The organism is Streptomyces sp. NPDC088252, assembly GCF_044740965.1.
Taxonomy (GTDB): domain Bacteria; phylum Actinomycetota; class Actinomycetes; order Streptomycetales; family Streptomycetaceae; genus Streptomyces.
Genome location: NZ_JBIURS010000012.1, coordinates 141,184 through 164,596, shown reverse-complemented (window position 1 = coordinate 164,596; position 23,413 = coordinate 141,184). Strand labels below are relative to the sequence as shown.

The window sequence follows — 23,413 nt, the reverse complement described above, 5'->3', positions numbered from 1 at the left end:
CTGCCGTCTGCCACCCCCGCCATGCAGATGAGAGGCAGTGCGCCCGTGACCGCTTCCGTTCCGCCCGTCCGGGCCCGACGCCGGACCGCCCTCGCCGTTGTGCTCTGCGCGGGACTGACCGCCGTCCTCACGGCGTGCGGGGGCGAGGACCCGGACAAGGGGACCAACGGGGTCGGCAGACTCACCGCCGCCCAGATCGAGAAGAAGGCGCAGACCGCTGCGGCCTCGGCCGACGCGGTGCGCCTCGCCGGGAAGCTGGTCAGCAAGGGCGGCACCTACCAGCTCGACATGCGGCTCAGGGAGAAGGGCGGCACCGGCTCCGTCGTCTCGAAGGACAGCACCTTCGAGCTGCTGCGGATCGGTGACGATCTCTACCTCAAGGCGGACTCGGGCTTCTGGAGCCACGACGAGAAGCCCGGCGCCGACACCCATGCGGGCGGGGCCGCCGCGGACAAGCTCCAGGACAAATACGTGAAGGTGCCCGAGGGCGACCCCACGTACAAGCAGCTGCGCGGCTTCACCGAGAAGAAGACGCTGCTCGACGGGTTGCTCACGCTGCACGGCACCCTCGACAAGGGCGACCGCGGGACGGTCGGACCGACCCGGACCATTCGGATCACGGGCGGCAAGGGCGAGGGCGGCATGCTCGACGTCTCGCTGGAGGGCACGCCGTATCCGCTGCGGTTCGCGCGCGCCGCCGGCGGGGGGATCGTGACGCTGTCGGACTGGGGCAAGGACTTCCCGCTCCAGGCCCCGGCGAAGGAGGACACGGTCGACTACGGGCAGCAGCTGCCCAAGACGTCGTCCTGAGGCCGGCCGAGCGACACCCGAACCGGCCGCACGGATCAGGGGGCCCGGCTCCGGCCGGTCGTGCCCGGTGCCGGTCACCCCGCCCGGCCCGTCCGGCCGCGCCGGATCCGGATCGCCGTGCCGGTCCCGCCGGACCCGGGTCAGCCCTTGCGTCCCCGCTTCAGCAGCCGCGGCAGCCCGGCCGGTACCGGTCGTCGCGTGGTCGCGGACGTCGGCAGGGGCGGCGCGGCCAGTGAGCCGTCCGGAAGCTCCGTACGGAATGCGCCGGGCGTCAGCCGCAGCACCCGGCACTCGCGCGCCCACCGCTCCGTCATCCGCTCGGCGTCCGGTGCGTTCAGCCGCTTGCCCTTGAGTTCGGCGACCGCGGCCTCCCACTCCTCGGAGTGCGGTGCGAGCTCCGCCACGGCGGCCGTCCAGGCCACGAGCCGCCCGCCCTTGTCCTTGCTGCGCACGGTCACCTCGGCGGCACGACCGTCGACGAGGCCGGCCGGCAGCGGCTGCTCGCCGGGGCCGTCGCCGACCAGATGCGCCGCGCCCTCGTGCCACACGTGCCACAGCGCCCGCGCGGGCCCGGTGCCCCGCACCCAGATGAGGCCGGACTTCTTGGTGGCCTCCTCGACGAGAGCCCGGCCCAGCGGCGCGTCAGCGGCAGCAGCAGTCATGTCCGAACTCTATTAGAGCCAGCCGTTGCGCTTGAGCGTGCGGTGGATGGAGAAGCACACCACCCCGATGACGCCCAGCACCATCGGGTAGCCGTACCTCCAGCCCAGCTCGGGCATGTGCTTGAAGTTCATGCCGTAGACACCGCAGATCATCGTCGGTACGGCGACGATCGCCGCCCAGGACGTGATCTTGCGCATGTCCTCGTTCTGCGCGACGGTCGCCTGCGCCAGGTTGGCCTGGAGGATCGAGTTCAGCAGTTCGTCGAAGCCGATGACTTCCTCGTGCACCCGCGCCAGGTGGTCGGCGACGTCACGGAAGTACTTCTGGATGTCGGGGTCGATCAGCCGCATCGGCCGCTCGCTCAGCAGCTGCATCGGCCGCAGCAGCGGCGAAACGGCCCGCTTGAACTCCAGGACCTCACGCTTGAGCTGGTAGATCCGGCCGGCGTCGGAGCCGCGCGGGCTGCCCTTCGCGGGGGTGGAGAAGACCTCGATCTCCACCTCGTCGATGTCGTCCTGGACCGCGCCGGCCACCGCGATGTAGCCGTCGACGACATGGTCGGCGATGGAGTGCAGGACCGCGGAGGGACCCTTGGCGAGCAGCTCGGGGTCGTCCTGCAGCCGGTGCCGCAGCGCCCGCAGCGAGCCGTGGCCGCCGTGCCGCACGGTGATGACGAAGTCCCGTCCGGTGAAGCACATCACCTCGCCGGTCTCGACGACCTCGCTGCTCGCGGTGAGCTCGGTGTGCTCGACGTAGTGGATGGTCTTGAAGACGGTGAAGAGCGTGTCGTCGTACCGCTCCAGCTTCGGTCGCTGGTGGGCGTGGACCGCGTCCTCGACGGCGAGCGGGTGGAGCCCGAACTCCCGGGCGATCCCGGCGAATTCCTCCTCGGTCGGCTCGTGCAGTCCGATCCAGGCGAAGCCGCCCTCCTCGCGCACCTGGAGCATCGCCTCGTGCGGCGTGCGGCAGGTGCCGCTCTCCAGGCGCCGTCCGTCGCGGTAGACCGCGCAGTCGACCACCGCGCTGGAGACGGACGGGTCCCGGGTGGTGTCGTAACTGTTGTGCAGGGCGTTGCTCTTGCGCAGGGACGGGCGCACGGCGGCGCGCAGGTCGCGGATCATCGACATGGCTGGCTCCTTCACGGAGGGCCGTCGTCGGGCACGTGGAACAGCCCGGAATGGGGACGTGTGCTCACGTCCGCAAAGCGGGCGGCACCGCGGCGGCGCGATGACGGCGTTCGCTACAGACAGGCAAAAGGGAAGTGCTCTTCCGTCGTGCGCAATGCCATGGGCCTTGACCGAGAAGGCTTCAGATCACCGAAGAGAGGTGAGGTGCGGAAGAGCGGTTGGTACTGCACGGTCGACTTCGATCCATGGCAGCCCCACCTCCTCCGGCCGGTCCCCCGTGGGGGATGACGTGTCGTCGGGGCTGAGAGCGACGCTTCTGCGTGCTGCCCCGACCAGCGGCCAAGACTATCAGCCGTCCGAGGGCCAATCCCTTACTTTGCCCGTTCCATACGCGTCCTATGCTCGCGGGATGGGAGAAATTCTTGCTCTGGTCGAGGCCCGGCTGCTGACGGCCCTCGGCGAACCGGACGCGCGCGCCGCAGTGACGTTTCTCGGCACGGACCGCATCGAGGTGCTCCGTTTCGTCGACGGCGACGTGGTGCGCTACGCCACGCTCGGCATGTCCGCGCAGCCGATGACCGATCCGACCGCGACCCTCGCGGACCCGGTCAGGGGGCCGCGCGCCGAGCTGATCCTCTCCGTGCGCGCGGGGCTCGCCGACACCGACAAGGTGCTGCGCCCGCTGGCCGTGCTGGCGGCCTCCCCGCAGGTCGAGGGGGTGATCGTGGCACCCGGCGCCTCGCTGGACGTCGGTGAGCCGCTGTGGCCCGGGGCGCCGTTCAGCTCCGTACTGGTCGCCGAGCCCGGCGGGCTGGTCGAGGACCTGGATCCGAATGAGCCCGCGCCCGGCGGCCCGGGGCGGGACGGCGGTCCGGAGGCGGTCGGCCCCATGGATCCGGTGCGGTTCCTGCCGTTGCTGCCGATGACGCACAACGAGGCCGCGTGGAAGCGGGTCCGGGGTGCGCAGGAACTCCAGGAACGGTGGCTCTCGCACGGTACGGATCTGCGTGATCCGCTCCGTGCCTCCGTCGACCTGGACTGAGACGTACGTCATGCCGGGCACGGGGAAGCCCCGCCGCGCGGCCAGGAGGGGGAGCCGCGGGCGGGGCGGAACAGGGGGGAGCGGGCCGGCGCCGTGGTCAGTCGGCGAAGACGGTGACGCCGTCCTCGGTGGCGTGCCTCGGCTCCAGTTCCTCCGCGTCGTGGGTCAACGCCGTACGCCGGATCCGGACGACGATCGCACCGACCACAGCCGTGATCGCGGCGACCACGAAGGGGATGTGGATGTCGCTCCACTCCTCGATCTTCGGGGCGAGGTACGGGGCGGCGGCCGCGGCGAACCAGCGGACGAAGTTGTAGCCCGCGCTCGCCACCGGGCGCGGCGCGTCCGACACACCGAGCGCCAGCTCCGTGTAGACGGTGTTGTTCATGCCGATGAAGGCGCCGGAGACGACCGTGCAGACGATGGCGGCGGTGTGGTTGCCGTACCCCAGGACCAGGAGGTCGGCGGCGAGCAGCACCAGCGAGGCACCGAGCACCTTCAAGGACCCGAAGCGCTTCTGCAGTCGCGGGGCGACGAGCACCGAGAAGACCGCGAGCAGCAGACCCCAGGCGAAGAAGACCGCACCCGACTTGTACGGCGTCATGTCGAGCACGAACGGAGTGAACGCCAGGATCGTGAAGAACGCGTAGTTGTAGAAGAACGCCGAGGTCGCGACGGAGGCCAGGCCGCCGTGGCCGAGCGCCTTGATCGGGTCGAGCAGTGACGTCCGGCCGGCGGGCCTGGGCTGTTCCTTCAGGAACAGCGTGATGCAGATGAAGCCGATCGCCATCAGCGCGGCCGTGCCGAAGAACGGATAGCGCCAGCTGGCATCGCCGAGCAGGGCGCCGAGCAGGGGACCGCAGGCCATGCCGAGGCCGAGCGCCGACTCGTAGAGCAGGATCGCCGCCGCGCTGCCACCGGCCGCCGCACCGACGATCACGGCGAGCGCGGTCGAGACGAAGAGCGCGTTGCCCAGGCCCCAGCCGGCCCGGAAGCCGACGAGTTCGGCGACGGACGACGAGGTGCCGGAGAGCGCGGCGAAGACGACGACGAGCGCGAGGCCGGCCAGCAGCGTCTTGCGGCCGCCGATCCGGCTGGAGACGAAGCCGGTGACGAGCATCGCCATGGCGGTGATCAGGAAGTACGAGGTGAAGAGCAGGGACACCTGGCTCGGTGTCGCCTCCAGGCCCTTGGCGATGGACGGCAGAATCGGGTCCACCAGGCCGATTCCCATGAATGCGACGACAGAGGCGCCCGCCGTGGCCCAGACGGCCTTCGGCTGGCGCAGGATGCTGCCCGCCCCCTGATCGAACGGATCCTCTCCTTGCATGGGTCTTCTCGCTCTCCACTAGGTCGTTGCGTTATACACAGAATAAGTTAGGAGAACTAATGAGTGCAAGTTACATCTAATTTCGCAGGTGAGGGCCACACTACGGACGGGTGATCATCCTTGACGCGACGGCTGACCTGGAGGACCGTTGGTCGCTATGAGGGGCGAACCCAGTTGCCCGAAGTGTGGAGGCCGGGTCAGGGCGCCCGGTCTCTTTGCCGACACCTGGCAGTGCTCTCTGCACGGCAGTGTGCAACCGCTGCAACCGGTCGTCCCGCCCAGCGTCGAGGCGCTGGGCGTGGTCGTGGGCCGTGCCCGGGTGCCGGTGTGGATGCCCTGGCCGCTGCCGGTGGGCTGGCTGTTCACGGGCGTGGCGAGCGCCGGTGACGAGCGCAGCGGCGGCCGTGCCACCGTCGTCGCCTGCTCCGGTCCCGGCCCCGTCGGCGGCATGGGCGAGCTGCTGCTCGTCACCGAGGAGCTCGGTGTCGGGCTCGGGGCGCGCTACGCCGGGATCGACGGCCCCGACCCCGGACCGCATCTGGATGTCGACGGCCCGCCGGACGTCAAGATGCTCGCTGCCGGACGTCCCACTCCGCTCTGGCACGTCAAGGGCGCTCCCGAGGACCGCGCGGTCTTCGCGGGCGAGGCGCGCGGGCTCTGGCTCTGGGCGATCGTCTGGCCCGAGCAGTCGGGGCTGCTGATGTACGACGAGCTGGTGCTCGCCGATCTGCGCGAGGCCGGGGGAGAGATGGACCTCGTGCCGTGCGGGGCGCTCACCCCGCGCCTGCTGAACTGAGAGCCTGTCGGGTGACCTCGGATCGGATGGCGGACGCGGTCCGGTGCGTGGGATTCCGAGGCGGAGGAGGGAGTCGACGCGGCGCGTCGGCGACCGACGACAACGCGGGAAGCGTGCGTGCCGGGGCGTGGCCGCCCGGTCGGAGGTCACCCGACAGGCTCTGAGGGCTCTCCCGTGGTCCCGGGCGGGCTTCGGGAGCCGGTGGAGGTCTCCGGTCGCAGCACCGGCCGGGGCGAACGGAGTCCGGCCGGGGGGTGTCCGGATGCCGGTTATCCTTGAACGTCCCCCTGTCCGGCCCCGAGCACTGGAGTACGCGTCGTGCGCATCGACCTGCACACCCACTCCACCGCTTCGGACGGCACGGACACCCCCGCCGAGCTGGTGCGCAATGCCGCCGCCGCGGGCCTCGACGTCGTCGCCCTCACCGACCACGACACCGTGCGCGGTCACGCCGAGGCGATCGCCGCTCTTCCGGACGGGCTCACGCTCGTCACCGGTGCCGAGCTCTCCTGCCGGATCGACGGTGTGAGCCTGCACCTGCTGGCGTACCTCTTCGACCCCGACGAGCCCGAGCTGGCGCGCGAACGCGAGCTGGTGCGGGACGACCGGGTGCCGCGTGCGCGGACCATGGTGGGCAGGCTCCAGGCGCTCGGCGTGCCGATCGAGTGGGAGCGGGTCGCCAGGATCGCCGGGGACGGATCGGTCGGCCGACCGCACATCGCCACCGCGCTCGTCGAACTCGGCGTCGTCGAGACCGTCTCCGACGCCTTCACGCCCGAGTGGCTCGCCAACGGCGGACGCGCGTACGCGCAGAAGCACGAACTCGACCCCTTCGACGCGATCCGACTGGTCAAGGCCGCCGGCGGCGTCACCGTCTTCGCCCACCCGCTCGCCGTCAAGCGCGGTGAGGTGGTTCCCGAGTCGTCGATCGCGAAGCTCGCCGCCGCGGGCCTCGACGGCATCGAGGTCGATCACATGGACCACGACGAGGCGACCAGGGCCAGGCTGCGCGGCCTCGCCCGGGAGCTGGGGCTGCTGACGACCGGCTCCAGCGACTACCACGGCACCCGCAAGACCGTCGCACTCGGCGAGTGCACCACCGACCCCGAGATCTACGGCGAGATCACCCGGCGTGCCACGGGAGCCTTCCCGGTGCCGGGCGCGGGCGGACCCCGCCCCGTGTAACGCCGCACGCGTCCCGGCCGGGACCGAAGAGCCCCGCGGCCCGACGCGTACCGCCGCTCGTCCCTCCTCCGCATTCCACCGCGCACCCGCGGCCTCCGTGCCGCCGCCCCGGTTTCGGGGTGCGCTCCTCCAGACCGTTTCTCGTTCTTCTCGCGCAAGGCTCACTGTGTTCGACGTCGCTGTCTTCGGATCCCTTTTTCTCACGCTTTTTGTGATTATGGATCCCCCTGGAATCACCCCGATCTTCCTCGCCCTCACCGCGGGCCGCCCCGCCAAGATGCAGCGCAGGATGGCGCTGCAGGCCGTGGCCGTCGCCTTCGGCGTGATCGCGGTCTTCGGGGTGCTCGGCCAGCAGATCCTCGACTATCTGCATGTCTCCGTACCCGCCCTGATGATCGCGGGCGGGCTTCTCCTGCTGTTGATCGCGCTCGATCTGCTCACCGGCAAGACCGACGAGCCGACGCAGACGAAGGACGTCAACGTGGCGCTCGTGCCGCTGGGCATGCCGCTGCTCGCCGGGCCCGGTGCGATCGTCTCGGTGATCCTGGCGGTGCAGCACGCCGACAGTGTGGGGAGCCAGATCTCGGTCTGGTCGGCGATCATCGCCATGCACATCGTGCTCTGGCTGACCATGCGTTACTCGCTGCTGATCATCCGGGTCATCAAGGACGGCGGCGTCGTGCTGGTGACCAGGCTCGCCGGAATGATGCTCTCCGCGATCGCCGTACAGCAGATCATCAACGGGGTCACCCAGGTCATCCAGAACTCCTGACGGTGCCCGCGGACGCCACAGCGCCCCCGTACGGACCGTCCGTACGGGGGCGCTTCGTCTTTGTGCGTCGTTGTGCGTTACGAAGCCGAGGATTCGGCCGGGCGGATGTAGATGCGCTGGCCCATGGCTGCGGCCTGCTGCACGATCCGGTTGACGGAGGCGGCGTCCACGACGGTGCTGTCCACGGCGGTACCGTCGACATCGTCGAGTCGCATGATCTCGAAGCGCATACGGCTTCCCTTCGTCTGATCCTCCTGCTGGAGAACTACTGGGAGGACGGATGACCCGTCCGCAAGGATGAGAGCGCTCGACAGCGATGTCCCGCGCTCCACGAGGTGTACAACGGCTTGCCTCCGGCAAACATTCCCTACGCTAAGGAAATTTTTTGGATGTCTAAGTATCAGCAGGTCACCCAGCACGCGCCGGTGACGAGGTCCACGACGAGGCCCGTATGAGCGAGGCAGAGATCGGCGAGCGCCTGGACCGCACCAACGAGCTGCTCCAGCGCGTGCTCGCCGAGGTGTCGAAGACCCCCTCGACCCACGCGATCTTCGTGGACGCGGGTTATGTGTACGCCGCGGCCGGACTGCTCGTCACCGGCACCGAGGACCGTCGCTCCTTCGACCTCGACGCGGAAGGGCTGATCGAGGCCTTCATCGACAAGGCCCGCACGATCTTCGCGGACAGCAGACTGCTGCGCGTGTACTGGTACGACGGAGCCAGGAGGCGCATTCACACCGTCGAGCAGCAGTCCATCGCCGAACTCCCCGACGTCAAGGTCAGACTCGGCAACCTCAATGCCAACAACCAGCAGAAGGGCGTCGACTCACTCATCCGCACCGACCTCGAATCGCTCGCCCGGCACCGCGCCATCAGCGACGCGGCGCTCGTCGGCGGCGACGAGGACCTGGTGTCCGCGGTCGAGGCGGCGCAGGGGTACGGGGCCCGCGTGCACCTGTGGGGCATCGAGGCTGGGGAGGGGCGCAACCAGGCCGAACCGCTGCTCTGGGAGGTCGACAGCCAGCGCACCTTCGACCTGGACTTCTGCCGCCCGTACGTCACCAGACGCCCCGTCACCACCTACGAGGAGGACACCCCCGCGCCCTCGCGCGAAGACGTCCGCTTCGTCGGTGCGCAGATCGCCGCGGCCTGGCTGGCAGCCCGGGGCCGGGAGTCCCTCGCCGATCTGCTGCCCGGCCACCCGTATCTGCCGGGCTCGGTCGACCAGGACCTGCTGGTCGAGGCCGAACGGCTGCTGCAGCACTCGCTGCGCGGCCACGCGCATCTGCGCCGGGCGCTGCGAGACGGCTTCTGGCAGCACCTGCAGGCCCAGTACTGAGTTCCGGTGACGGCGCCGCCCCCCGGCCTCGTCGAGTTCCGACGGTGGCGCCTACAGGCTTTCCCAGAAGGAGACGAGCGCGGCCGCCGTCTGCTCGGGGCGGTCCGTGTTGGGGGAGTGCTCGGCGCCCGCGATCCGGGTGCGGTGCGCCCCCAGTCGCCGGGCCATCTCGTCGAGGAGCGGCACCGGCCAGGTGTCGTCGCGCTCACCGGAGAGCACATGGACCGGCAGCGCCACGGAGGCGAGTTCGGCCACCCGGTCCGGTTCGGTCGCCAGCTGACGGCCGGTGGCGATCAGCTGGGCGGGCCGGTGGCGCAGCCAGCGCCGGCGCAGCGCCTCGCCGTCGGTCGTCGCGTCCTCGGGCGGGTCGAGGGCGCGCATCGCCTCCCAGACCTCGGCCATGCTCAGCGTCGCGAGCGCGTCGCTCAGCATCTTCACCTTGAGCTGCTGGGCCTCGGCGACCTGGGCGGGGCCGGAGGACATGAGCGTCAGCGAACGGAACGGCGAGGCGTCGAGCAGCACGGCGGCGCGGGCGATCTGCCCGCCGAGCGAATGCCCGACCAGATGGACGGAGCCCTCGTCGGCGACATCGAGCGCTGCCGCCTGCGCCAGCACATCGCGGGCCAACTCGGTCTGTGCGTACTGGTCCTGACGGTCCGTCCCCTCGCTTTCGTACTGCCCGCGACCGTCCACGGAGACGATCCGGTACCCGGCGGCGGAGAGTGGTTCCAGCAGTGCGACGAAGTCCTCCTTGCTGCCCGTGTACCCGGGCAGCAGCAGGGCCGTGCCGCGGGGCGCGGTGCGCGGCGGGGCGTCCAGCACGGCGAAGTCCCCGCGCGCGGTGCGGAGCTGGTGGGCGTGGGCGCAGGGGGGCGGGGTGAAGGTGTGCGGCCGGCTCATGGGACGAGGTTATGTCCTGAGACGCCGGACGGGCAGAAGAGCAGGTCCTCGAACGCCGGACGGGCTTGAGGGAACCCTCAAGCCCGTCCGGCGAAATCAGGCCCCTCCGGTCGACGGAGGAGCGGGGTCCGGGGCGAGCCCGGATGAGGCGGTGCCGCGCTCAGCCCTCGGCCTTGGCGGCAGTCGCACGCGGCGCCCGGCGCCTGCGCGGCTTCGTCTCGCCCTCGGCGGCCGGGGCCTCCGCCACGACCTCCGTCTTCGGCTTGGCGGCCGCACGCGTGCGACGGCGCGGCGTCTTCGCGGGCGCCGGCTCGGAGATGGGCGCGATCTGGAAATCGACCTCGTCCTCGGCCGGCTTGACCACACGGGTGCGGCGGCGCGGCTTGGTCACCGTCTTCGCGGGCGCCGGCTCGGCGATGGGGGCGATCTGGAAGTCGACCTCCTCCACCACCGGCTTCACGACGGCGGCCCGGGTGCGGCGACGGCGCGGCTTGGCCTCCGGCTCGTCCCCGGCCTCGGCGGCCGGAGCCTCGACCGTGGTCACCGCGGCCTCGGCCGCGACGTCCGCGGCTCCGACGCGGGTACGGCGCCGGCGGCGCGGCGTACGCGGCTCGGACGGGGTGTCGGTCACCTCGGCGGACGGGGCCGGTACCACGGCCGCGGTGTCGGCGGTCTCCCCGACGGCGGGGACGGCCGAACCGCCCCGCGTACGACGACGCTGGCGCGGCGTGCGCGGCGCACGCTCCTCGCGGGCGGCGGGCGCCGCGGAGGCGCCGGAGGACTTGCGGCCGCGGCCGCCCGTCTCGCCGAGGTCCTCGATCTCCTCGGCACGCAGGCCCGCACGGGTCCGCTCGGCGCGCGGCAGGACACCCTTGGTGCCGGCCGGGATGTCGAGCTCCTCGAAGAGGTGCGGCGAGGTGGAGTACGTCTCGACCGGATCGTTGAAGTCCAGGTCCAGCGCCTTGTTGATCAGCTGCCAGCGCGGGATGTCGTCCCAGTCGACCAGCGTGATCGCGATGCCCTTGGCACCGGCCCGACCGGTCCGGCCGATGCGGTGGAGGTACGTCTTCTCGTCCTCCGGCGACTGGTAGTTGATGACGTGGGTCACACCCTCGACGTCGATGCCGCGGGCCGCCACGTCGGTGCAGACGAGCACGTCCACCTTGCCGTTGCGGAACGCGCGCAGCGCCTGCTCGCGCGCGCCCTGCCCGAGGTCGCCGTGGACGGCGCCGGAAGCGAAACCGCGCTTCTCCAGCTGCTCGGCGATGTCGGCAGCCGTGCGCTTCGTGCGGCAGAAGATCATCGCGAGTCCGCGGCCGTTGGCCTGCAGGATGCGGGAGACCATCTCCGGCTTGTCCATCGAGTGGGCGCGGAAGACATGCTGCGAGATGTTCGCGACGGTCGCGCCCTCGCCGTCGGGCGAGGTGGCGCGGATGTGCGTCGGCTGCGACATGTAGCGGCGTGCGAGACCGATGACGGCGCCGGGCATGGTCGCCGAGAAGAGCATCGTCTGGCGCTTCGCCGGAAGCATGGTGATGATCTTCTCGACGTCGGGCAGGAAGCCGAGGTCGAGCATCTCGTCGGCCTCGTCGAGCACGAGCGCACGCACGTGCGAGAGGTCGAGCTTGCGCTGTCCGGCCAGGTCGAGCAGTCGGCCCGGGGTGCCGACGATCACGTCGACGCCCTTCTTCAGGGCTTCTACCTGCGGCTCGTACGCGCGGCCGCCGTAGATCGCGAGAACGCGGACGTTACGCACCTTGCCGGCGGTCAGCAGGTCGTTGGTGACCTGCTGGCAGAGCTCGCGGGTGGGGACGACGACCAGTGCCTGCGGCGCCTCGGTCAGCTCCTCAGGCCGGGCCCGGCCGGCCTCGACGTCCGCGAGGACGGTGACGCGCTCCAGCAGCGGAAGACCGAAACCGAGGGTCTTGCCGGTGCCGGTCTTGGCCTGGCCGATGACGTCGGAACCGGAGAGCGCGACGGGGAGCGTCATCTCCTGGATGGGGAACGGGGACACGATGCCGACGGCCTCAAGGGCCTCGGCCGTCTCGGGGAGAATCCCGAGTTCTCGGAACGTAGTCAGGGTGCTGCCTCTTCTGTGAGACGCGGTCCGAGGCGAACGCTGGGGGTCGTACCGTGCCGGGGTTGGTCATCCGGCCGTGGATGGGCCGGGTGGCGCGGGACCACTGCCGTCGCTCGAGCGCTCGTGCCGCTGAGGGGGCCCCTCATCTGCGGTCGTACGAGTCGTACGCCCCGCGCGGAGGGCTGTCGGGTCGGAGCCGATCGGGCCACCGACCGGGCATCCTCATTCAATTTCGCGTCACCAACCCAAAATACTGAGTAGACGCAATACCACTGTACCCCGGATTTGCGCATGTGTGTTGGGCGAATTCATCGGAACGGTGTGATGTCACTGGCCGGCCAGGCCCTTCCGTCCCCCGTCGGGCGGGCTATTCTGCGCTTCATGGAGACGCCTGACAACGCCAACGAAGCCCCCGTGCTCACCGGAATCGCCGCCCAGGACTGGGCCACCGCATCCGTGGAGCCGCAGTACCGCGCAGCGGTCGTGGACCTGCTGGGGGCACTCGCTTACGGGGAGCTGGCGGCCTTCGAGCGGCTCGCCGAGGACGCCAAGCTCGCGCCGACGCTGGCCGACAAGGCGGAGCTGGCAAAGATGGCCTCCGCCGAATTCCATCACTTCGAGCGGCTGACGGACCGGCTGACCGCGATCGAGGTGGAGCCGACCGGCGCGATGGAGCCGTTCGCCAAGGCGCTCGACGACTTCCACCGCCAGACCGCTCCGTCCGACTGGCTGGAGGGCCTGGTCAAGGCCTACGTCGGCGACTCGATCGCCAGTGACTTCTACCGCGAGGTCGCCGCCCGGCTCGACTCGGACACCCGCTCCCTCGTCCTCGCCGTGCTCGACGACACGGGACACGGCAACTTCGCCGTGGAGAAGGTACGTGCCGCGATCGAGGCCGACCCGCGTGTGGGCGGCCGCCTCGCGCTCTGGGCGCGGCGGCTGATGGGCGAGGCGCTCTCGCAGGCGCAGCGGGTGGTGGCCGACCGTGACGCGCTGTCGACGATGCTCGTGGGCGGCGTGGCGGACGGGTTCGATCTGGCGGAGGTCGGGCGGATGTTCTCGCGGATCACCGAGGCGCACACCAAGCGGATGGCCGCGCTGGGCCTGGCCGCGTAGCACCTTCACCCCGGGCAGTCCGGCGTCCGTCCGCACGGGTGCCGGACGCCCTCAGGCCGCCGCTGAGCGGCTCAGACGGTGGGTTCGGGGGCGGATCAGCAGCGAGAGCGTCACGGCCCCGACCAGCGCCGCGCCGACCAGCGTGGCCACCGAGTGGCCCGGTCCCAGCACCGAGTGCATGAGAAACGCGCCGAACAGGGCTCCCAGAGCGCCGGTGGTGAAGACGGCACGGCGGGACGGGAGCCGGTCGGACAGCGAGTGGAGCCCCAGCCAGGCCAGGGCGAGTCCGAGCACGACGGAGCCGAGAGGTTCCAGAATCACAGATGATCACCTCGCGTGTTGCGGGGCGGGTAAATCGGTCGTTAGCGGTACTACCCGAGGGTGGCGGAACGCAACCCTCCTCGTACGGGGTTCGCACACAGGAATCGCCCCGACGGGCGGAAACGCGGACGGTGAGCACGGACGGAGCCGCGGATCGGACCGCGGGCCGGAACGGACAGCGGCCCGGCGGGGGGATCCCCACCGGGCCGCTGTCACGACCACTGAGCGCGCCGCCCTACAGCGCGCCGAATCCCACGCGGCGCGTGCTGGGCTCGCCGATCTCCACGTACGCGATCCGGTCGGCCGGCACCAGGACCTTGCGGCCCTTCTCGTCCGTGAGGCTGAGCAGCTGCGCCTTGCCGGTGAGAGCCTCGGCGACCGTGCTCTCGACCTCTTCGGCGGAAAGCCCGCTCTCCAGAACGATCTCCCGGGGCGTGTGCTGCACCCCGATCTTGACCTCCACGGCTATGTCCCTCCGACGGTCAGTCCCTGCGCGGTGAACCGCGCCGTACGCAGCACACATTAGCCCGCTGAGGGGAGCCGTCAGGGGCCGGTGGGCAACGCCCGCAGCGAACACGGGCGCCGGCCGGACCCGGCCGCCGCCGTCAGTGCTGCTCGATGCCGTGCAGCGGGAAGCCCGCGATGCCCCGCCAGGCCAGCGAGGTGAGCAGCTGAACCGCGGTGTCGCGCGGGATGGCGGACTGGCTGGAGAGCCAGTAGCGGGCGACCACCTGGGAGACGCCGCCCAGACCGACCGCGAGCAGCATGGACTCGTCCTTGGACAGTCCCGTGTCCCCGGCGATGACGTCGGAGATCGCCTCCGCGCACTGCAACGAGACCCGGTCGACGCGCTCGCGGACGGCGGGCTCGTTGGTCAGGTCCGACTCGAAGACCAGCCGGAAGGCGCCGCCCTCGTCCTCCACGTACGCGAAGTACGCGTCCATCGTCGCGGCGACGCGGAGCTTGTTGTCGGTCGTCGACGCCAGCGCCGTACGGACCGCCTGGAGCAATGACTCGCAGTGCTGGTCCAGCAGGGCCAGATAGAGCTCCAGCTTTCCCGGGAAGTGCTGATAGAGCACCGGCTTGCTGACCCCGGCCCGTTCCGCGATGTCGTCCATGGCCGCGGAGTGGTAACCCTGCGCCACGAATACTTCCTGCGCGGCGCCCAGCAGCTGGTTGCGTCGGGCGCGGCGAGGCAGTCGAGTGCCTCGCGGACGCGCCGCCTCGGTCTGCTCGATGGCTGTCACGCCGCCTCCCAAATATGTGATCGGACACAGCCTTTCCGTGCACGCTGCGCCGTACCGCCATCGTACTTTTGGGTAACCCGGGTGCGCGCGGCGCGGACGCAGAATTTCACGGACCGGACGGCTGCGGTAGCCGCAGATTCGCCGACCGGCAGGGCAAAACGGGGCGAATCAGCGGTAATCGTCTTCATCCTGTGCGACCACACGAGCCTGTTCCGCCGCATCCGCCTCATTGGCGCTGTCCCGGTCGATGTCCGTGAGCGGTGCGTCGCGCCGCTGCTGGAGATCGGTCCGCTGCTCGGCGGCGTCCGCCCGGGGCGTCTCCTGGTCCGGTTCGTCCGGCTGGATGTCCTCGAAGGTCTCCGGGTCGCTGGGGTCGACCGTCATGGTGACTCCCTTCCTTGCTACGAGCCTAGGAGCTGCCCCTGCGAGCCGCTACGCGATCTGTGACCGCGAACACATGAATCGTGGTGTGATCGTCTCGTAACATTGCCGCATGTCTTCGACCGAGCTGCCGGGCGTCCGCGCCGCCGCCGCCGCGGTGGCCCCCACGGTGAGCACCGTCAGGGTCGCGGAGGGCGAGGAGCTGCGCGCCGTCGCGCTGCCCGGTCTGGCGCTGACCGTCCGGACCCGGCCGCCGGAGCGGACCGGGCTGCCGCCCGCGCTCTATGTGCACGGGCTCGGCGGCTCCTCCCAGAACTGGTCGGCGCTGATGCCGCTGCTCCAGGACCTGGTGGACGGGGAGGCGGTCGACCTGCCCGGTTTCGGGGACTCGCCGCCGCCGGACGACGGCAACTACTCGGTCACCGGGCATGCCCGCGCCGTGATCCGCCTCCTCGACGCGGCGGAGCGCGGACCGGTTCATCTCTTCGGCAATTCGCTCGGCGGTGCCGTGGCCACCCGGGTCGCCGCGGTCCGTCCCGACCTGGTGCGCACCCTCACCCTCGTCTCGCCCGCACTGCCCGAGATCCGGGTGCAGCGCTCCGCCGCGCCGACCGGACTGCTCGCCGTTCCGGGTGTCGCCAAGCTGTTCGCCCGTATGACCAGGGACTGGACCGCCGAAGAACGCACGCGCGGTGTCATGGCACTCTGTTACGGCGATCCGGCGCGCGTCTCCGAGTCGGGCTTCCGCGAAGCGGTGGCCGAAATGGAACGTCGGCTGGAACTGCCGTACTTCTGGGACGCGATGGCGCGCTCGGCACGTGGCATCGTCGACGCGTACACGCTGGGCGGGCAGCACGGACTGTGGCGCCAGGCCGAGCGGGTGCTCGCACCGACCCAGCTCGTGTACGGCGGACGGGACCAGCTCGTCTCGTACCGGATGGCACGCAGGGCGTCCGCGGCCTTCCGCGATTCACGACTGCTGACACTGCCCGACGCGGGGCACGTGGCGATGATGGAGTACCCGGAGGCGGTCGCCCAGGCGTTCCGGGATCTGCTCGACGAACTCGGCGGGAGCTGATCCGGGGCGTGGGACGACACAGCCGAAAGGGCCCCGCAACCACGGGGGGCGATACCGAGGCCCTCGCGGACGCGGGCGTCGGCCGGGAAGGCGTCCGCCCGGGGCCCGGCAGCGGGCGGCGTCGGAAGTCGGCCGATGCGCCGACCGGTACGGACGGGCACGCCCCGTTCCAGCACACCGGCCATGTCCGCGGCGGCCACCCCGAACAGCGTGAACCCGGCGGCGGCTGGGGGACCGGCCCGCAGCAGACGGTGCCCCGGCGCGCTCAGCAGACGGGCGCCCGGCCGCTGGTACCCGGGCCGCGGCGCGAGTTCGTCGAGGCCTTCGACGCGCCACCCGCTCCGCCCGCGCCCCGGGGGCCTTCCGCCCCGCCCGCCCCGCCGGCCGATCCGAACGGCTCGGTCGGCGAGCGCGACGAACAGCCGTCGAGCGGTGACACCGGCGCACCGGCGTCCGCCAAGAGCGCCAGGGGCCGTACGTTCACCGGCATCGCGGCCGCCGCGGTGACCACCGTGCTCGCGGTGGTCGTGGCCGGACAGGTCGCCCATGACGACGGTGGCGCCGACACCGCGCGGTCCGCGGGCGTCGACCGGGACGGCACCGAGGGCGCATCCCGCTCGGACGACCGGTCGACCCCGAAGCCGGCGCAGGTCAAGCCCCTTTCGTACGCGGAGAAGATGGCCAAGGCCTATCCGCTCGCGCCGAAGCTCCACGGGTCCGGGAAGTTCGAGGCGGTTCCGGGCTCGGCGAAGGCGCCGGGCCGGGGGCGCAAGTACCGCTACCGCATCGATGTCGAGAAGGGCCTCGGGCTCGACGCGGGACTCTTCGCCCGAGCCGTCCAGGAGACGCTCAACGACGACCGCAGCTGGGCGCACGACGGCGCCATGACGTTCGAGCGGATCTCCTCCGGCGACCCCGATTTCGTGATCACCCTGGCCAGTCCCGGGACCACCGGGGACTGGTGCCGGAAGTCGGGCCTGGACACGACGGAGGACAACGTCTCGTGCGACTCCGCCGCGACCGAACGCGTGATGATCAACGCCTACCGCTGGGCGCAGGGGTCGTCGACGTTCGGTCCGGACAAACTCTTCGCCTACCGCCGGATGCTGATCAACCATGAGGTCGGTCATCGGCTGGGCCACAACCATGTGAGTTGCGGCACGCAGGGAGCGCTCGCTCCGGTGATGCAGCAGCAGACCAAGTCCCTGGACATCGACGGGATCAAGTGCCGGCCCAACCCCTGGGTGTACCCCGCCAGTTGAATCGGAAGGGGCAGGGCTCGGGGGCGTTTTGGGCCGTCGCCCTCGACCGGGCCGGCCGCCATGCCTTCCGCGGGACCCGGTTCACCGCACCCGAAGTCCGTCCGTATATTGAGATGGGCGTCTCATTTCGCGTTGACATCCCCTGGACGGTGATCCATATTTCTCGGCATGTCACGCAGCCCCGTCACCCCTGAGCGCGCCGCCATAGAGCTGGCGCTCATCGGCGTGACCGGGCACAGCGTCGCCGACATCGACTGTTGCTGACGCCTGCCCGAGTGCGCGTCGGCCCCCCGTCCGAGACCTGAACCGGCCTCGGGTGGCCATTCCTGACTGCCGCACTCCGGGCGTACTCCGTCCGCAGGCGCGACAGTGTCAGTGAGTTCCGGCCATCTCTTCCCATGTGCCGACCGGTTGTGTGCACTCGCTCTCGTCGCTGCCTGCGCGGAAATTCCTCGTTCATTTCTTCAGGCAGTACTCCGAGAGGTCATCTTCCGATGCGTCAACCGTCCGTCATATCGCGCCGCGTGGCAGCGGCCGCCGCAGTAATCGTCGTGGCTGCGGGTGCCGCGGCCTGCGGACCCCAGGACAGCAAGGACAGCGACGGCAACACCGGCGCGGCGGGCACGCCCCACAAGGGCGGCACACTCACCGTCCTCAACAGCAAACCGCAGTCCGACTTCGACCCCGCTCGGCTCTACACCTCCGGCGGCGGCAACGTCCCGTCCCTCGTCTTCCGTACGCTCACCACCCGTAACCGGGAGGACGGCGCGGCCGGCGCGAAGGTCGTCCCCGACCTGGCGACCGACCTGGGCAGGCCCAGCAAGAACGCCACCGTGTGGACGTACACCCTCAAGGACGGTCTGAAGTACGAGGACGGCACCGCGATCACGAGTGCCGACATCAAGTACGGCATCGAGCGCTCCTTCGCCGCCGAACTCTCCGGCGGCGCGCCCTACCTGCGGGACTGGCTGATCGGCGGGGCCGACTACCAGGGCCCGTACAAGGACAAGAAGGGCCTCGACTCGATCGAGACGCCCGACGCGAAGACGATCGTCTTCCACCTCAACAAGCCGGAGGGCGAATTCCCCTTCCTGGCCACGCAGACCCAGACGACCCCGGTGCCGAAGGCCAAGGACACGGGGACCAAGTACGAGGAGCACCCGATCTCCTCGGGGCCGTACAAGGTCGTCAGGAACGAGGGGGACGGAGAGCGCCTCGTCCTGGAGCGCAACCCGCACTGGTCGGCGGCGACCGACGAGGAGCGCAAGGCCTACCCCGACCGGATCGACGTACGCTCCGGACTGGACTCCGCCGTCATCAACCAGCGCCTGTCCGCGTCGCGGGGCGCCGACGCCGCCGCCGTCACCACCGACACCAACCTCGGCCCGTCCGAGCTCGCCAAGGTCACCGGCGACAAGAAGCTCGCCGCCCGTGTCGGCACCGGCCACTTCGGCTACACCAACTACATCGCCTTCAACCCGAAGGTGAAGCCCTTCGACGATCCGAAGGTGCGTCAGGCGATCTCGTACGCCGTCGACCGCTCCTCCGTGGTCAACGCGGCCGGCGGCTCCTCGCTCGCCGAGCCCGCCACCACCTTCCTGCCCGACCAGAAGGCCTTCGGCCACACCCCGTACGACCACTTCCCGGCAGGGAAGTCCGGCAACGCGGCCAAGGCCGTGGAGCTGCTCAAGGAGGCCGGCCACCCCGACGGGCTGACCGTCACCCTCACGCACTCCAACGACAAGGACTTCGCCACCGGCCCGGAGATCGCCACCGCGCTCCAGGAGGCGCTGAAGAAGGCGGGCATCACGGTCAGGCTCCAGGGCCTGGAGAGCAACGACTACTCCGACACGGTCTACAACGTGAAGAGCGAGCCCGGCTTCTTCCTCGGCGGCTGGGGCGCCGACTGGCCGTCCGGCGGTCCGTTCTTCGCGCCGGTCTTCGACGGGCGCCAGATCGTCAGGTCCGGCTACAACTTCAACTCCGCCCAGCTGAACGACCCCACGGTCAACAAGGAGATCGACGAGATCAACAAGCTGACCGACCTGAGCGCAGCCGCGAAGCGCTGGGGCGCGCTGGACGAGAAGGTCGGCGAGCAGGCGCTCACCGTGCCGCTGTTCCACCCGGTCTACAAGCGCCTGTACGGCGAGTCCGTCAAGAACGTCGTCATCAGTGACTGGACCGGTGTGCTCGACATCTCGCAGGTCGCGGTCAAGTGACCACGGCCGAAGCACTGCCGGCCGAGGAGGCGGGGGCCGTCGAGGCTCCCGCCTCCGGGGCCCATCCGTTCTGGCGACGGCTGCGCGCCCGGCGCTCGGCCCTCGTGGCGGCCGTCGTCGTCGCTCTGCTGGTCCTGGTCGCACTGGCCGCACCGCTGCTGGCGGCCATCGAGGGCCAGGACCCCACCACCTACCACCCGGATCTCGTCGACTCCGCCACCGGCGGGGTGCCGCTCGGCTCCTTCGGCGGGATCAGCGCCGAGCACTGGCTCGGCGTCGAACCGCTCACCGGGCGCGACCTGTTCGCTCGCGTCGTCCACGGGGCACGGGTCTCGCTCGGCGTCGCGCTGGCCGCGACCCTGCTGCAAGTGGTCATCGGGGTCGGCATCGGCTTCGCGGCCGGGCTCGGGAACCGTTTCGTCGACCAGGTGCTCAGCCGGGTCACCGACGTCGTGGTCGCGCTGCCCGTGATGGTGATCGCGCTCGGCGCGCTCGCCGTCGTCCCCAGGAGCTTCCCGCGCCCGGTCCTGATCGCCGTGATCATCGGCCTGGTCGGCTGGTCCGGCATCTCGAAGATCGTGCGCGCCCGGACGCTCGCGCTGAAATCGCTCGACCATGTCGCCGCCGCCCGGCTCAGCGGGTGGAACTCCTGGCAGATCGCCAGACGCGAACTGCTGCCCGCACTCGCCGCGCCCGTCATCACGTACGCCGTACTGCTCTTCCCGGCCGACATCGTCGTCGAAGCGGCGCTGTCCTTCCTCGGTGTCGGTATCAAACCGCCCACACCGTCCTGGGGACAGATGCTCAGCGACGCGGACACCTGGTACCAGGCCGCCCCCAGCTATCTGCTGATCCCCGCCCTGCTGCTGTTCGTCACCGTGCTGGCGCTGACCGTCCTCGGCGAGGGCGTACGCACCGCACTCGACCCGCGCGCCGAGTCCCGGCTGCGGGTCGGCACCGGACGGAAGAAGGAGGCCGACGCATGAGGTGGTTCCTGCTCAGGCGCCTTGGCGGTGCGCTCTTCGTGCTGCTCGCGCTCAGCGTCGTCGTCCACGCGGCCTTCTACGTCGCCCCGGGCGACGTCGCGCAGATCGCCTGCGGTCCGCGCTGCTCGCCCGCGCAGGTGGCGCAGGTCAGCGAACAGCTGAACCTGGGCGACCCGTTGTACGTGCAGTACGCGCACTTCCTCCAGGGGCTCTTCGTCGGACGCCACTACTCGACCGGGACCGGGGTGCTGCACTGCCAGGCCCCCTGCCTGGGGCTCTCGTACCAGAGCGACCAGCAGGTCACCGAGCTGATCCTGGCCAAGCTCCCGGCCACCGCCTCGCTCGCCCTCGGCGCGTTCGTGCTGTGGATGCTGCTCGGCGTCGGGACCGGGCTGCTCTCGGTGTGGCGGCGCGGCCGGCCGACCGAGCGCATCCTCACCGGGATCACCCTGGCCGGCATGGCGACGCCGGTCTTCGTCATCGGGCTGCTGCTGATCATCATCCTGGTCACGGCGCTCCGGATCCTGCCGTTCCCCGACTACGTGCCGCTCACCGAGAACCCGGAGCAGTGGGCCTGGAACCTGCTGCTGCCCTGGATCTCGCTGGCGCTGGTCTCCGCGGCCCCGTACGCCCGGATGACCCGTGCCTCGATGCTGGAGACCCTGGCCGAGGACCACGTGCGCACCTTCAGGGCGTACGGGGTCAGTGAGCGGGCGCTCGTGGGGCGGCACGCGCTGCGCGGTGCGCTGGCGCCGGTGATCGCGCTCGGCGCTCTGGACATCGGCTCGATGTTCGGCGGCGCCGTACTCACCGAATCGCTCTTCGGGATTCCGGGGGTCGGCCGTGAACTCGTGGACGCCGTGAAGCACGTGGACCTTCCGGTGGTCGTCGGTCTGGTGCTCGTCACCGGCTTCTTCGTCGTCCTCGCCAATGCCGTCGCGGACATTCTGCAGGCGACGGCCGACCGAAGGGTGGTGCTGGCATGAGCCTGGTCGAGGTCTCCGATCTCTCGATCTCGTTCGGTGATGTGCGGGCGGTGGAGAAACTGTCGTTCTCGCTGGAGGCCGGTGGCGCGCTCGGCGTCGTCGGCGAGTCCGGCTCCGGCAAGAGCGCCTCGGCGTACGCCCTGCTCGGACTGCACCGGGGGACCGGCGCCAGGGTCGGCGGCTCGATCCGGGTCGCCGGGGTGGACGTGACCGCGGCGGACGACACGGAACTGCGGGCCCTGCGGGGTGCGAGGGCCGCCATGGTCTTCCAGGATCCGTTGTCCTCGCTGGACCCGTACTACGCGGTGGGCGACCAGATCGCCCAGGTGTACCGGGTGCACAACCGGGTCTCCCGGCGGGCGGCGCGGGCTCGGGCCGTCGAGGTGCTGGACCGGGTCGGGATTCCCGGCGCGGCACGGCGTTCCCGTTCCCGGCCGCACGAGTTCTCCGGTGGGATGCGGCAGCGGGCGCTGATCGCCATGGCCCTGGCCTGCGAGCCCCAGCTGCTGATCGCCGACGAGCCGACGACCGCCCTGGACGTCACCGTCCAGGCACAGATCCTGGACCTGCTGCACCAGCTGCGGCACGAGACGGGCATGGGGCTGCTGCTGGTCACGCACGACGTGGGCGTGGCGGCCGAATCGGTCGACGAGGTGCTGGTCATGCAGGCGGGACGGGCGGTGGAACGGGGTCCGGTGGGCGAGGTGCTCGTGACACCGCGCGAACCGTACACACGGGCGCTGCTGGCGGCGGTGCCGAGAGTGGCTGAGCCGAGGGTCCGGCACTGCCCGGAGGCCGCCGAGGTGAGCCCGGCACCCGTGGACGGCGAGGTGCTCGTCGAAGCCGTCGACGTGCGGCAGGTGTTCGGCAGGGGCGCGTCCGCCCTCGCCGCCGTCGACGGTGTCTCGCTCACCGTCCGCCGAGGTGAGACCCTCGGCGTCGTCGGCGAGAGCGGCAGCGGGAAGACCACCCTCGGGCGGATGCTCGTCGGACTGCTGGAGCCCACCTCGGGGCTCCTCACCCGCCGGGCCCGGGTGCAGATGGTCTTCCAGGACCCCGTCTCCTCGCTCAACCCGCGCCGCTCGATCGGTGAGTCGGTCGCCGATCCGCTGCGGGCGGCCGGGGAGCGCGACGAGGCCGTGATCCGGGCACGGGTGCGGGACCTGCTGGAGCGGGTCGGGCTCGACCCCGCGCAGTACGACCGCTATCCGCACGAGTTCAGCGGCGGACAGCGACAGCGCGTCGGGATCGCGCGGGCGCTGGCCGCCGAGCCGGAGCTGATCGTCTGTGACGAGGCCGTCTCCGCGCTCGACGTCACCACCCAGGCCCAGGTGACCGCCCTGCTGGCGCAGTTGCAGCGGGAGCTCGGTCTGGCGCTGGTCTTCATCGCACACGACCTCGCCGTCGTGCGCCAGGTCAGCGACCGGGTCGCCGTCATGCGACGGGGCCGGATCGTCGAGGAGGGCGAGGTGGACCGGGTGTACCAGGATCCCCGGGACCCGTACACCAAGCAGCTCCTGGCCGCCGTTCCCGCGCTGGACCCGGCGCTCGCGGCGGTCCGCCGCGCAGCCCGCAAGGAGCTGGCCGCAGCCTGACTCCCCGTAACCGATCGCTCCCATAGCGCGACTGAACGCCGCTGGAGCGGGAAAGTTACGACGGTTCACCCCTTTCGGTGGCGGGGCGCGGCCCCCGCCCCCGCGGCCCCCCCCGCCCCCCACCGCGGGCCGGCCCCCTCAACTCCCGGAGCGCAGCGAAGGGAGTTGGCCCGGCTTT

The 23,413-nt window shown here is 70.8% G+C and carries 24 protein-coding genes; 14 read left to right on the top strand and 10 right to left on the bottom strand.

Annotated features, from left to right (window positions below; all coding sequences use genetic code 11):
* Positions 1-45 precede the first annotated feature (45 nt).
* Positions 46-810: a hypothetical protein gene (locus ACIOHC_RS24925; RefSeq protein WP_351075543.1), complete on the top strand. Its 765-nt coding sequence runs from the start codon at positions 46-48 to the stop codon at positions 808-810.
* 140 nt (positions 811-950) lie between these two features.
* On the opposite strand, the gene ACIOHC_RS24920 is transcribed toward ACIOHC_RS24925, so the two are convergent.
* The gene (locus tag ACIOHC_RS24920) at positions 951-1,472 is read right to left on the bottom strand and encodes a hypothetical protein (protein WP_351075541.1); all 522 of its coding nucleotides are present in this window, start codon (positions 1,470-1,472) and stop codon (positions 951-953) included.
* Between the two features lie 12 nt (positions 1,473-1,484).
* Positions 1,485-2,600 carry a magnesium and cobalt transport protein CorA gene (locus ACIOHC_RS24915; RefSeq protein WP_351075538.1) on the bottom strand — a complete coding sequence of 372 codons (1,116 nt, stop codon included), beginning with the start codon at positions 2,598-2,600 and terminating at the stop codon, positions 1,485-1,487.
* A 409-nt stretch (positions 2,601-3,009) separates the two neighbouring features.
* Between ACIOHC_RS24915 and ACIOHC_RS24910 the strand changes: the two genes are divergently transcribed.
* Positions 3,010-3,642 carry a suppressor of fused domain protein gene (locus ACIOHC_RS24910; RefSeq protein WP_401844059.1) on the top strand — a complete coding sequence of 211 codons (633 nt, stop codon included), beginning with the start codon at positions 3,010-3,012 and terminating at the stop codon, positions 3,640-3,642.
* A 97-nt stretch (positions 3,643-3,739) separates the two neighbouring features.
* On the opposite strand, the gene ACIOHC_RS24905 is transcribed toward ACIOHC_RS24910, so the two are convergent.
* On the bottom strand, positions 3,740-4,972 hold the full coding sequence (locus ACIOHC_RS24905) for an MFS transporter (RefSeq protein WP_351075534.1): 1,233 nt from the start codon (positions 4,970-4,972) through the stop codon (positions 3,740-3,742).
* 157 nt (positions 4,973-5,129) lie between these two features.
* Between ACIOHC_RS24905 and ACIOHC_RS24900 the strand changes: the two genes are divergently transcribed.
* The 3 genes from ACIOHC_RS24900 to ACIOHC_RS24890 all read left to right on the top strand — a co-directional run bounded on the left by ACIOHC_RS24900 (position 5,130) and on the right by ACIOHC_RS24890 (position 7,725).
* The gene (locus ACIOHC_RS24900; protein WP_351075532.1) at positions 5,130-5,768 is read left to right on the top strand and encodes a DUF6758 family protein; all 639 of its coding nucleotides are present in this window, start codon (positions 5,130-5,132) and stop codon (positions 5,766-5,768) included.
* A 318-nt stretch (positions 5,769-6,086) separates the two neighbouring features.
* Complete coding sequence (locus tag ACIOHC_RS24895) at positions 6,087-6,953, top strand: PHP domain-containing protein (RefSeq protein WP_351075529.1); 867 nt, start codon at positions 6,087-6,089, stop codon at positions 6,951-6,953.
* A 166-nt stretch (positions 6,954-7,119) separates the two neighbouring features.
* Positions 7,120-7,725, top strand: a complete 606-nt coding sequence (locus tag ACIOHC_RS24890; RefSeq protein ID WP_093897497.1) for a MarC family protein — start codon at positions 7,120-7,122, stop codon at positions 7,723-7,725.
* A gap of 77 nt (positions 7,726-7,802) precedes the next feature.
* Here ACIOHC_RS24890 and ACIOHC_RS24885 read toward each other — a convergent pair whose 3' ends face one another.
* Positions 7,803-7,955 carry a hypothetical protein gene (locus ACIOHC_RS24885; protein WP_015611185.1) on the bottom strand — a complete coding sequence of 51 codons (153 nt, stop codon included), beginning with the start codon at positions 7,953-7,955 and terminating at the stop codon, positions 7,803-7,805.
* Between the two features lie 221 nt (positions 7,956-8,176).
* On the opposite strand from ACIOHC_RS24885, the gene ACIOHC_RS24880 reads away from it, so the two are divergent.
* A complete protein-coding gene (locus ACIOHC_RS24880; RefSeq protein ID WP_351075524.1) occupies positions 8,177-9,064 on the top strand; it encodes an NYN domain-containing protein in 888 nt (295 codons plus the stop codon).
* A gap of 51 nt (positions 9,065-9,115) precedes the next feature.
* Here the strand turns inward: ACIOHC_RS24880 and ACIOHC_RS24875 are convergent, their stop codons facing one another.
* Positions 9,116-9,964 carry an alpha/beta fold hydrolase gene (locus ACIOHC_RS24875; protein WP_401844057.1) on the bottom strand — a complete coding sequence of 283 codons (849 nt, stop codon included), beginning with the start codon at positions 9,962-9,964 and terminating at the stop codon, positions 9,116-9,118.
* A 160-nt stretch (positions 9,965-10,124) separates the two neighbouring features.
* A complete protein-coding gene (locus tag ACIOHC_RS24870) occupies positions 10,125-11,954 on the bottom strand; it encodes a DEAD/DEAH box helicase (protein ID WP_351075616.1) in 1,830 nt (609 codons plus the stop codon).
* A 471-nt stretch (positions 11,955-12,425) separates the two neighbouring features.
* Between ACIOHC_RS24870 and ACIOHC_RS24865 the strand changes: the two genes are divergently transcribed.
* Positions 12,426-13,160: a ferritin-like fold-containing protein gene (locus ACIOHC_RS24865; RefSeq protein ID WP_327273067.1), complete on the top strand. Its 735-nt coding sequence runs from the start codon at positions 12,426-12,428 to the stop codon at positions 13,158-13,160.
* Positions 13,161-13,211: 51 nt separating this feature from the next.
* Here ACIOHC_RS24865 and ACIOHC_RS24860 read toward each other — a convergent pair whose 3' ends face one another.
* The 4 genes from ACIOHC_RS24860 to ACIOHC_RS24845 all read right to left on the bottom strand — a co-directional run bounded on the left by ACIOHC_RS24860 (position 13,212) and on the right by ACIOHC_RS24845 (position 15,112).
* Positions 13,212-13,481, bottom strand: coding sequence for a hypothetical protein (locus ACIOHC_RS24860; protein ID WP_351075517.1), 270 nt, complete (start codon positions 13,479-13,481; stop codon positions 13,212-13,214).
* 235 nt (positions 13,482-13,716) lie between these two features.
* A complete protein-coding gene (locus tag ACIOHC_RS24855; protein WP_218105578.1) occupies positions 13,717-13,944 on the bottom strand; it encodes a DUF3107 domain-containing protein in 228 nt (75 codons plus the stop codon).
* 142 nt (positions 13,945-14,086) lie between these two features.
* Positions 14,087-14,728 carry a TetR/AcrR family transcriptional regulator gene (locus ACIOHC_RS24850; protein WP_351075513.1) on the bottom strand — a complete coding sequence of 214 codons (642 nt, stop codon included), beginning with the start codon at positions 14,726-14,728 and terminating at the stop codon, positions 14,087-14,089.
* Between the two features lie 168 nt (positions 14,729-14,896).
* Positions 14,897-15,112, bottom strand: a complete 216-nt coding sequence (locus ACIOHC_RS24845) for a hypothetical protein (protein WP_351075510.1) — start codon at positions 15,110-15,112, stop codon at positions 14,897-14,899.
* A gap of 109 nt (positions 15,113-15,221) precedes the next feature.
* Here ACIOHC_RS24845 and ACIOHC_RS24840 point away from each other — a divergent pair, with 109 nt between their 5' ends.
* The 7 genes from ACIOHC_RS24840 to ACIOHC_RS24810 all read left to right on the top strand — a co-directional run bounded on the left by ACIOHC_RS24840 (position 15,222) and on the right by ACIOHC_RS24810 (position 23,235).
* Positions 15,222-16,187, top strand: coding sequence for an alpha/beta hydrolase (locus ACIOHC_RS24840; protein WP_351075508.1), 966 nt, complete (start codon positions 15,222-15,224; stop codon positions 16,185-16,187).
* An 8-nt stretch (positions 16,188-16,195) separates the two neighbouring features.
* Positions 16,196-17,449: a DUF3152 domain-containing protein gene (locus tag ACIOHC_RS24835; protein WP_351075506.1), complete on the top strand. Its 1,254-nt coding sequence runs from the start codon at positions 16,196-16,198 to the stop codon at positions 17,447-17,449.
* 168 nt (positions 17,450-17,617) lie between these two features.
* Positions 17,618-17,713 carry an Ms4533A family Cys-rich leader peptide gene (locus tag ACIOHC_RS24830; RefSeq protein ID WP_351075504.1) on the top strand — a complete coding sequence of 32 codons (96 nt, stop codon included), beginning with the start codon at positions 17,618-17,620 and terminating at the stop codon, positions 17,711-17,713.
* Between the two features lie 230 nt (positions 17,714-17,943).
* Complete coding sequence (locus ACIOHC_RS24825) at positions 17,944-19,668, top strand: ABC transporter substrate-binding protein (protein ID WP_351075502.1); 1,725 nt, start codon at positions 17,944-17,946, stop codon at positions 19,666-19,668.
* Positions 19,665-20,654: an ABC transporter permease gene (locus tag ACIOHC_RS24820; RefSeq protein ID WP_351075499.1), complete on the top strand. Its 990-nt coding sequence runs from the start codon at positions 19,665-19,667 to the stop codon at positions 20,652-20,654. Before ACIOHC_RS24825 ends, ACIOHC_RS24820 begins: the two co-directional genes overlap by 4 nt.
* The gene (locus tag ACIOHC_RS24815) at positions 20,651-21,640 is read left to right on the top strand and encodes an ABC transporter permease (protein WP_351075497.1); all 990 of its coding nucleotides are present in this window, start codon (positions 20,651-20,653) and stop codon (positions 21,638-21,640) included. The genes ACIOHC_RS24820 and ACIOHC_RS24815 overlap by 4 nt, the downstream gene beginning before the upstream one ends.
* On the top strand, positions 21,637-23,235 hold the full coding sequence (locus ACIOHC_RS24810) for an ABC transporter ATP-binding protein (protein ID WP_351075495.1): 1,599 nt from the start codon (positions 21,637-21,639) through the stop codon (positions 23,233-23,235). The genes ACIOHC_RS24815 and ACIOHC_RS24810 overlap by 4 nt, the downstream gene beginning before the upstream one ends.
* Positions 23,236-23,413: the final 178 nt, after the last annotated feature.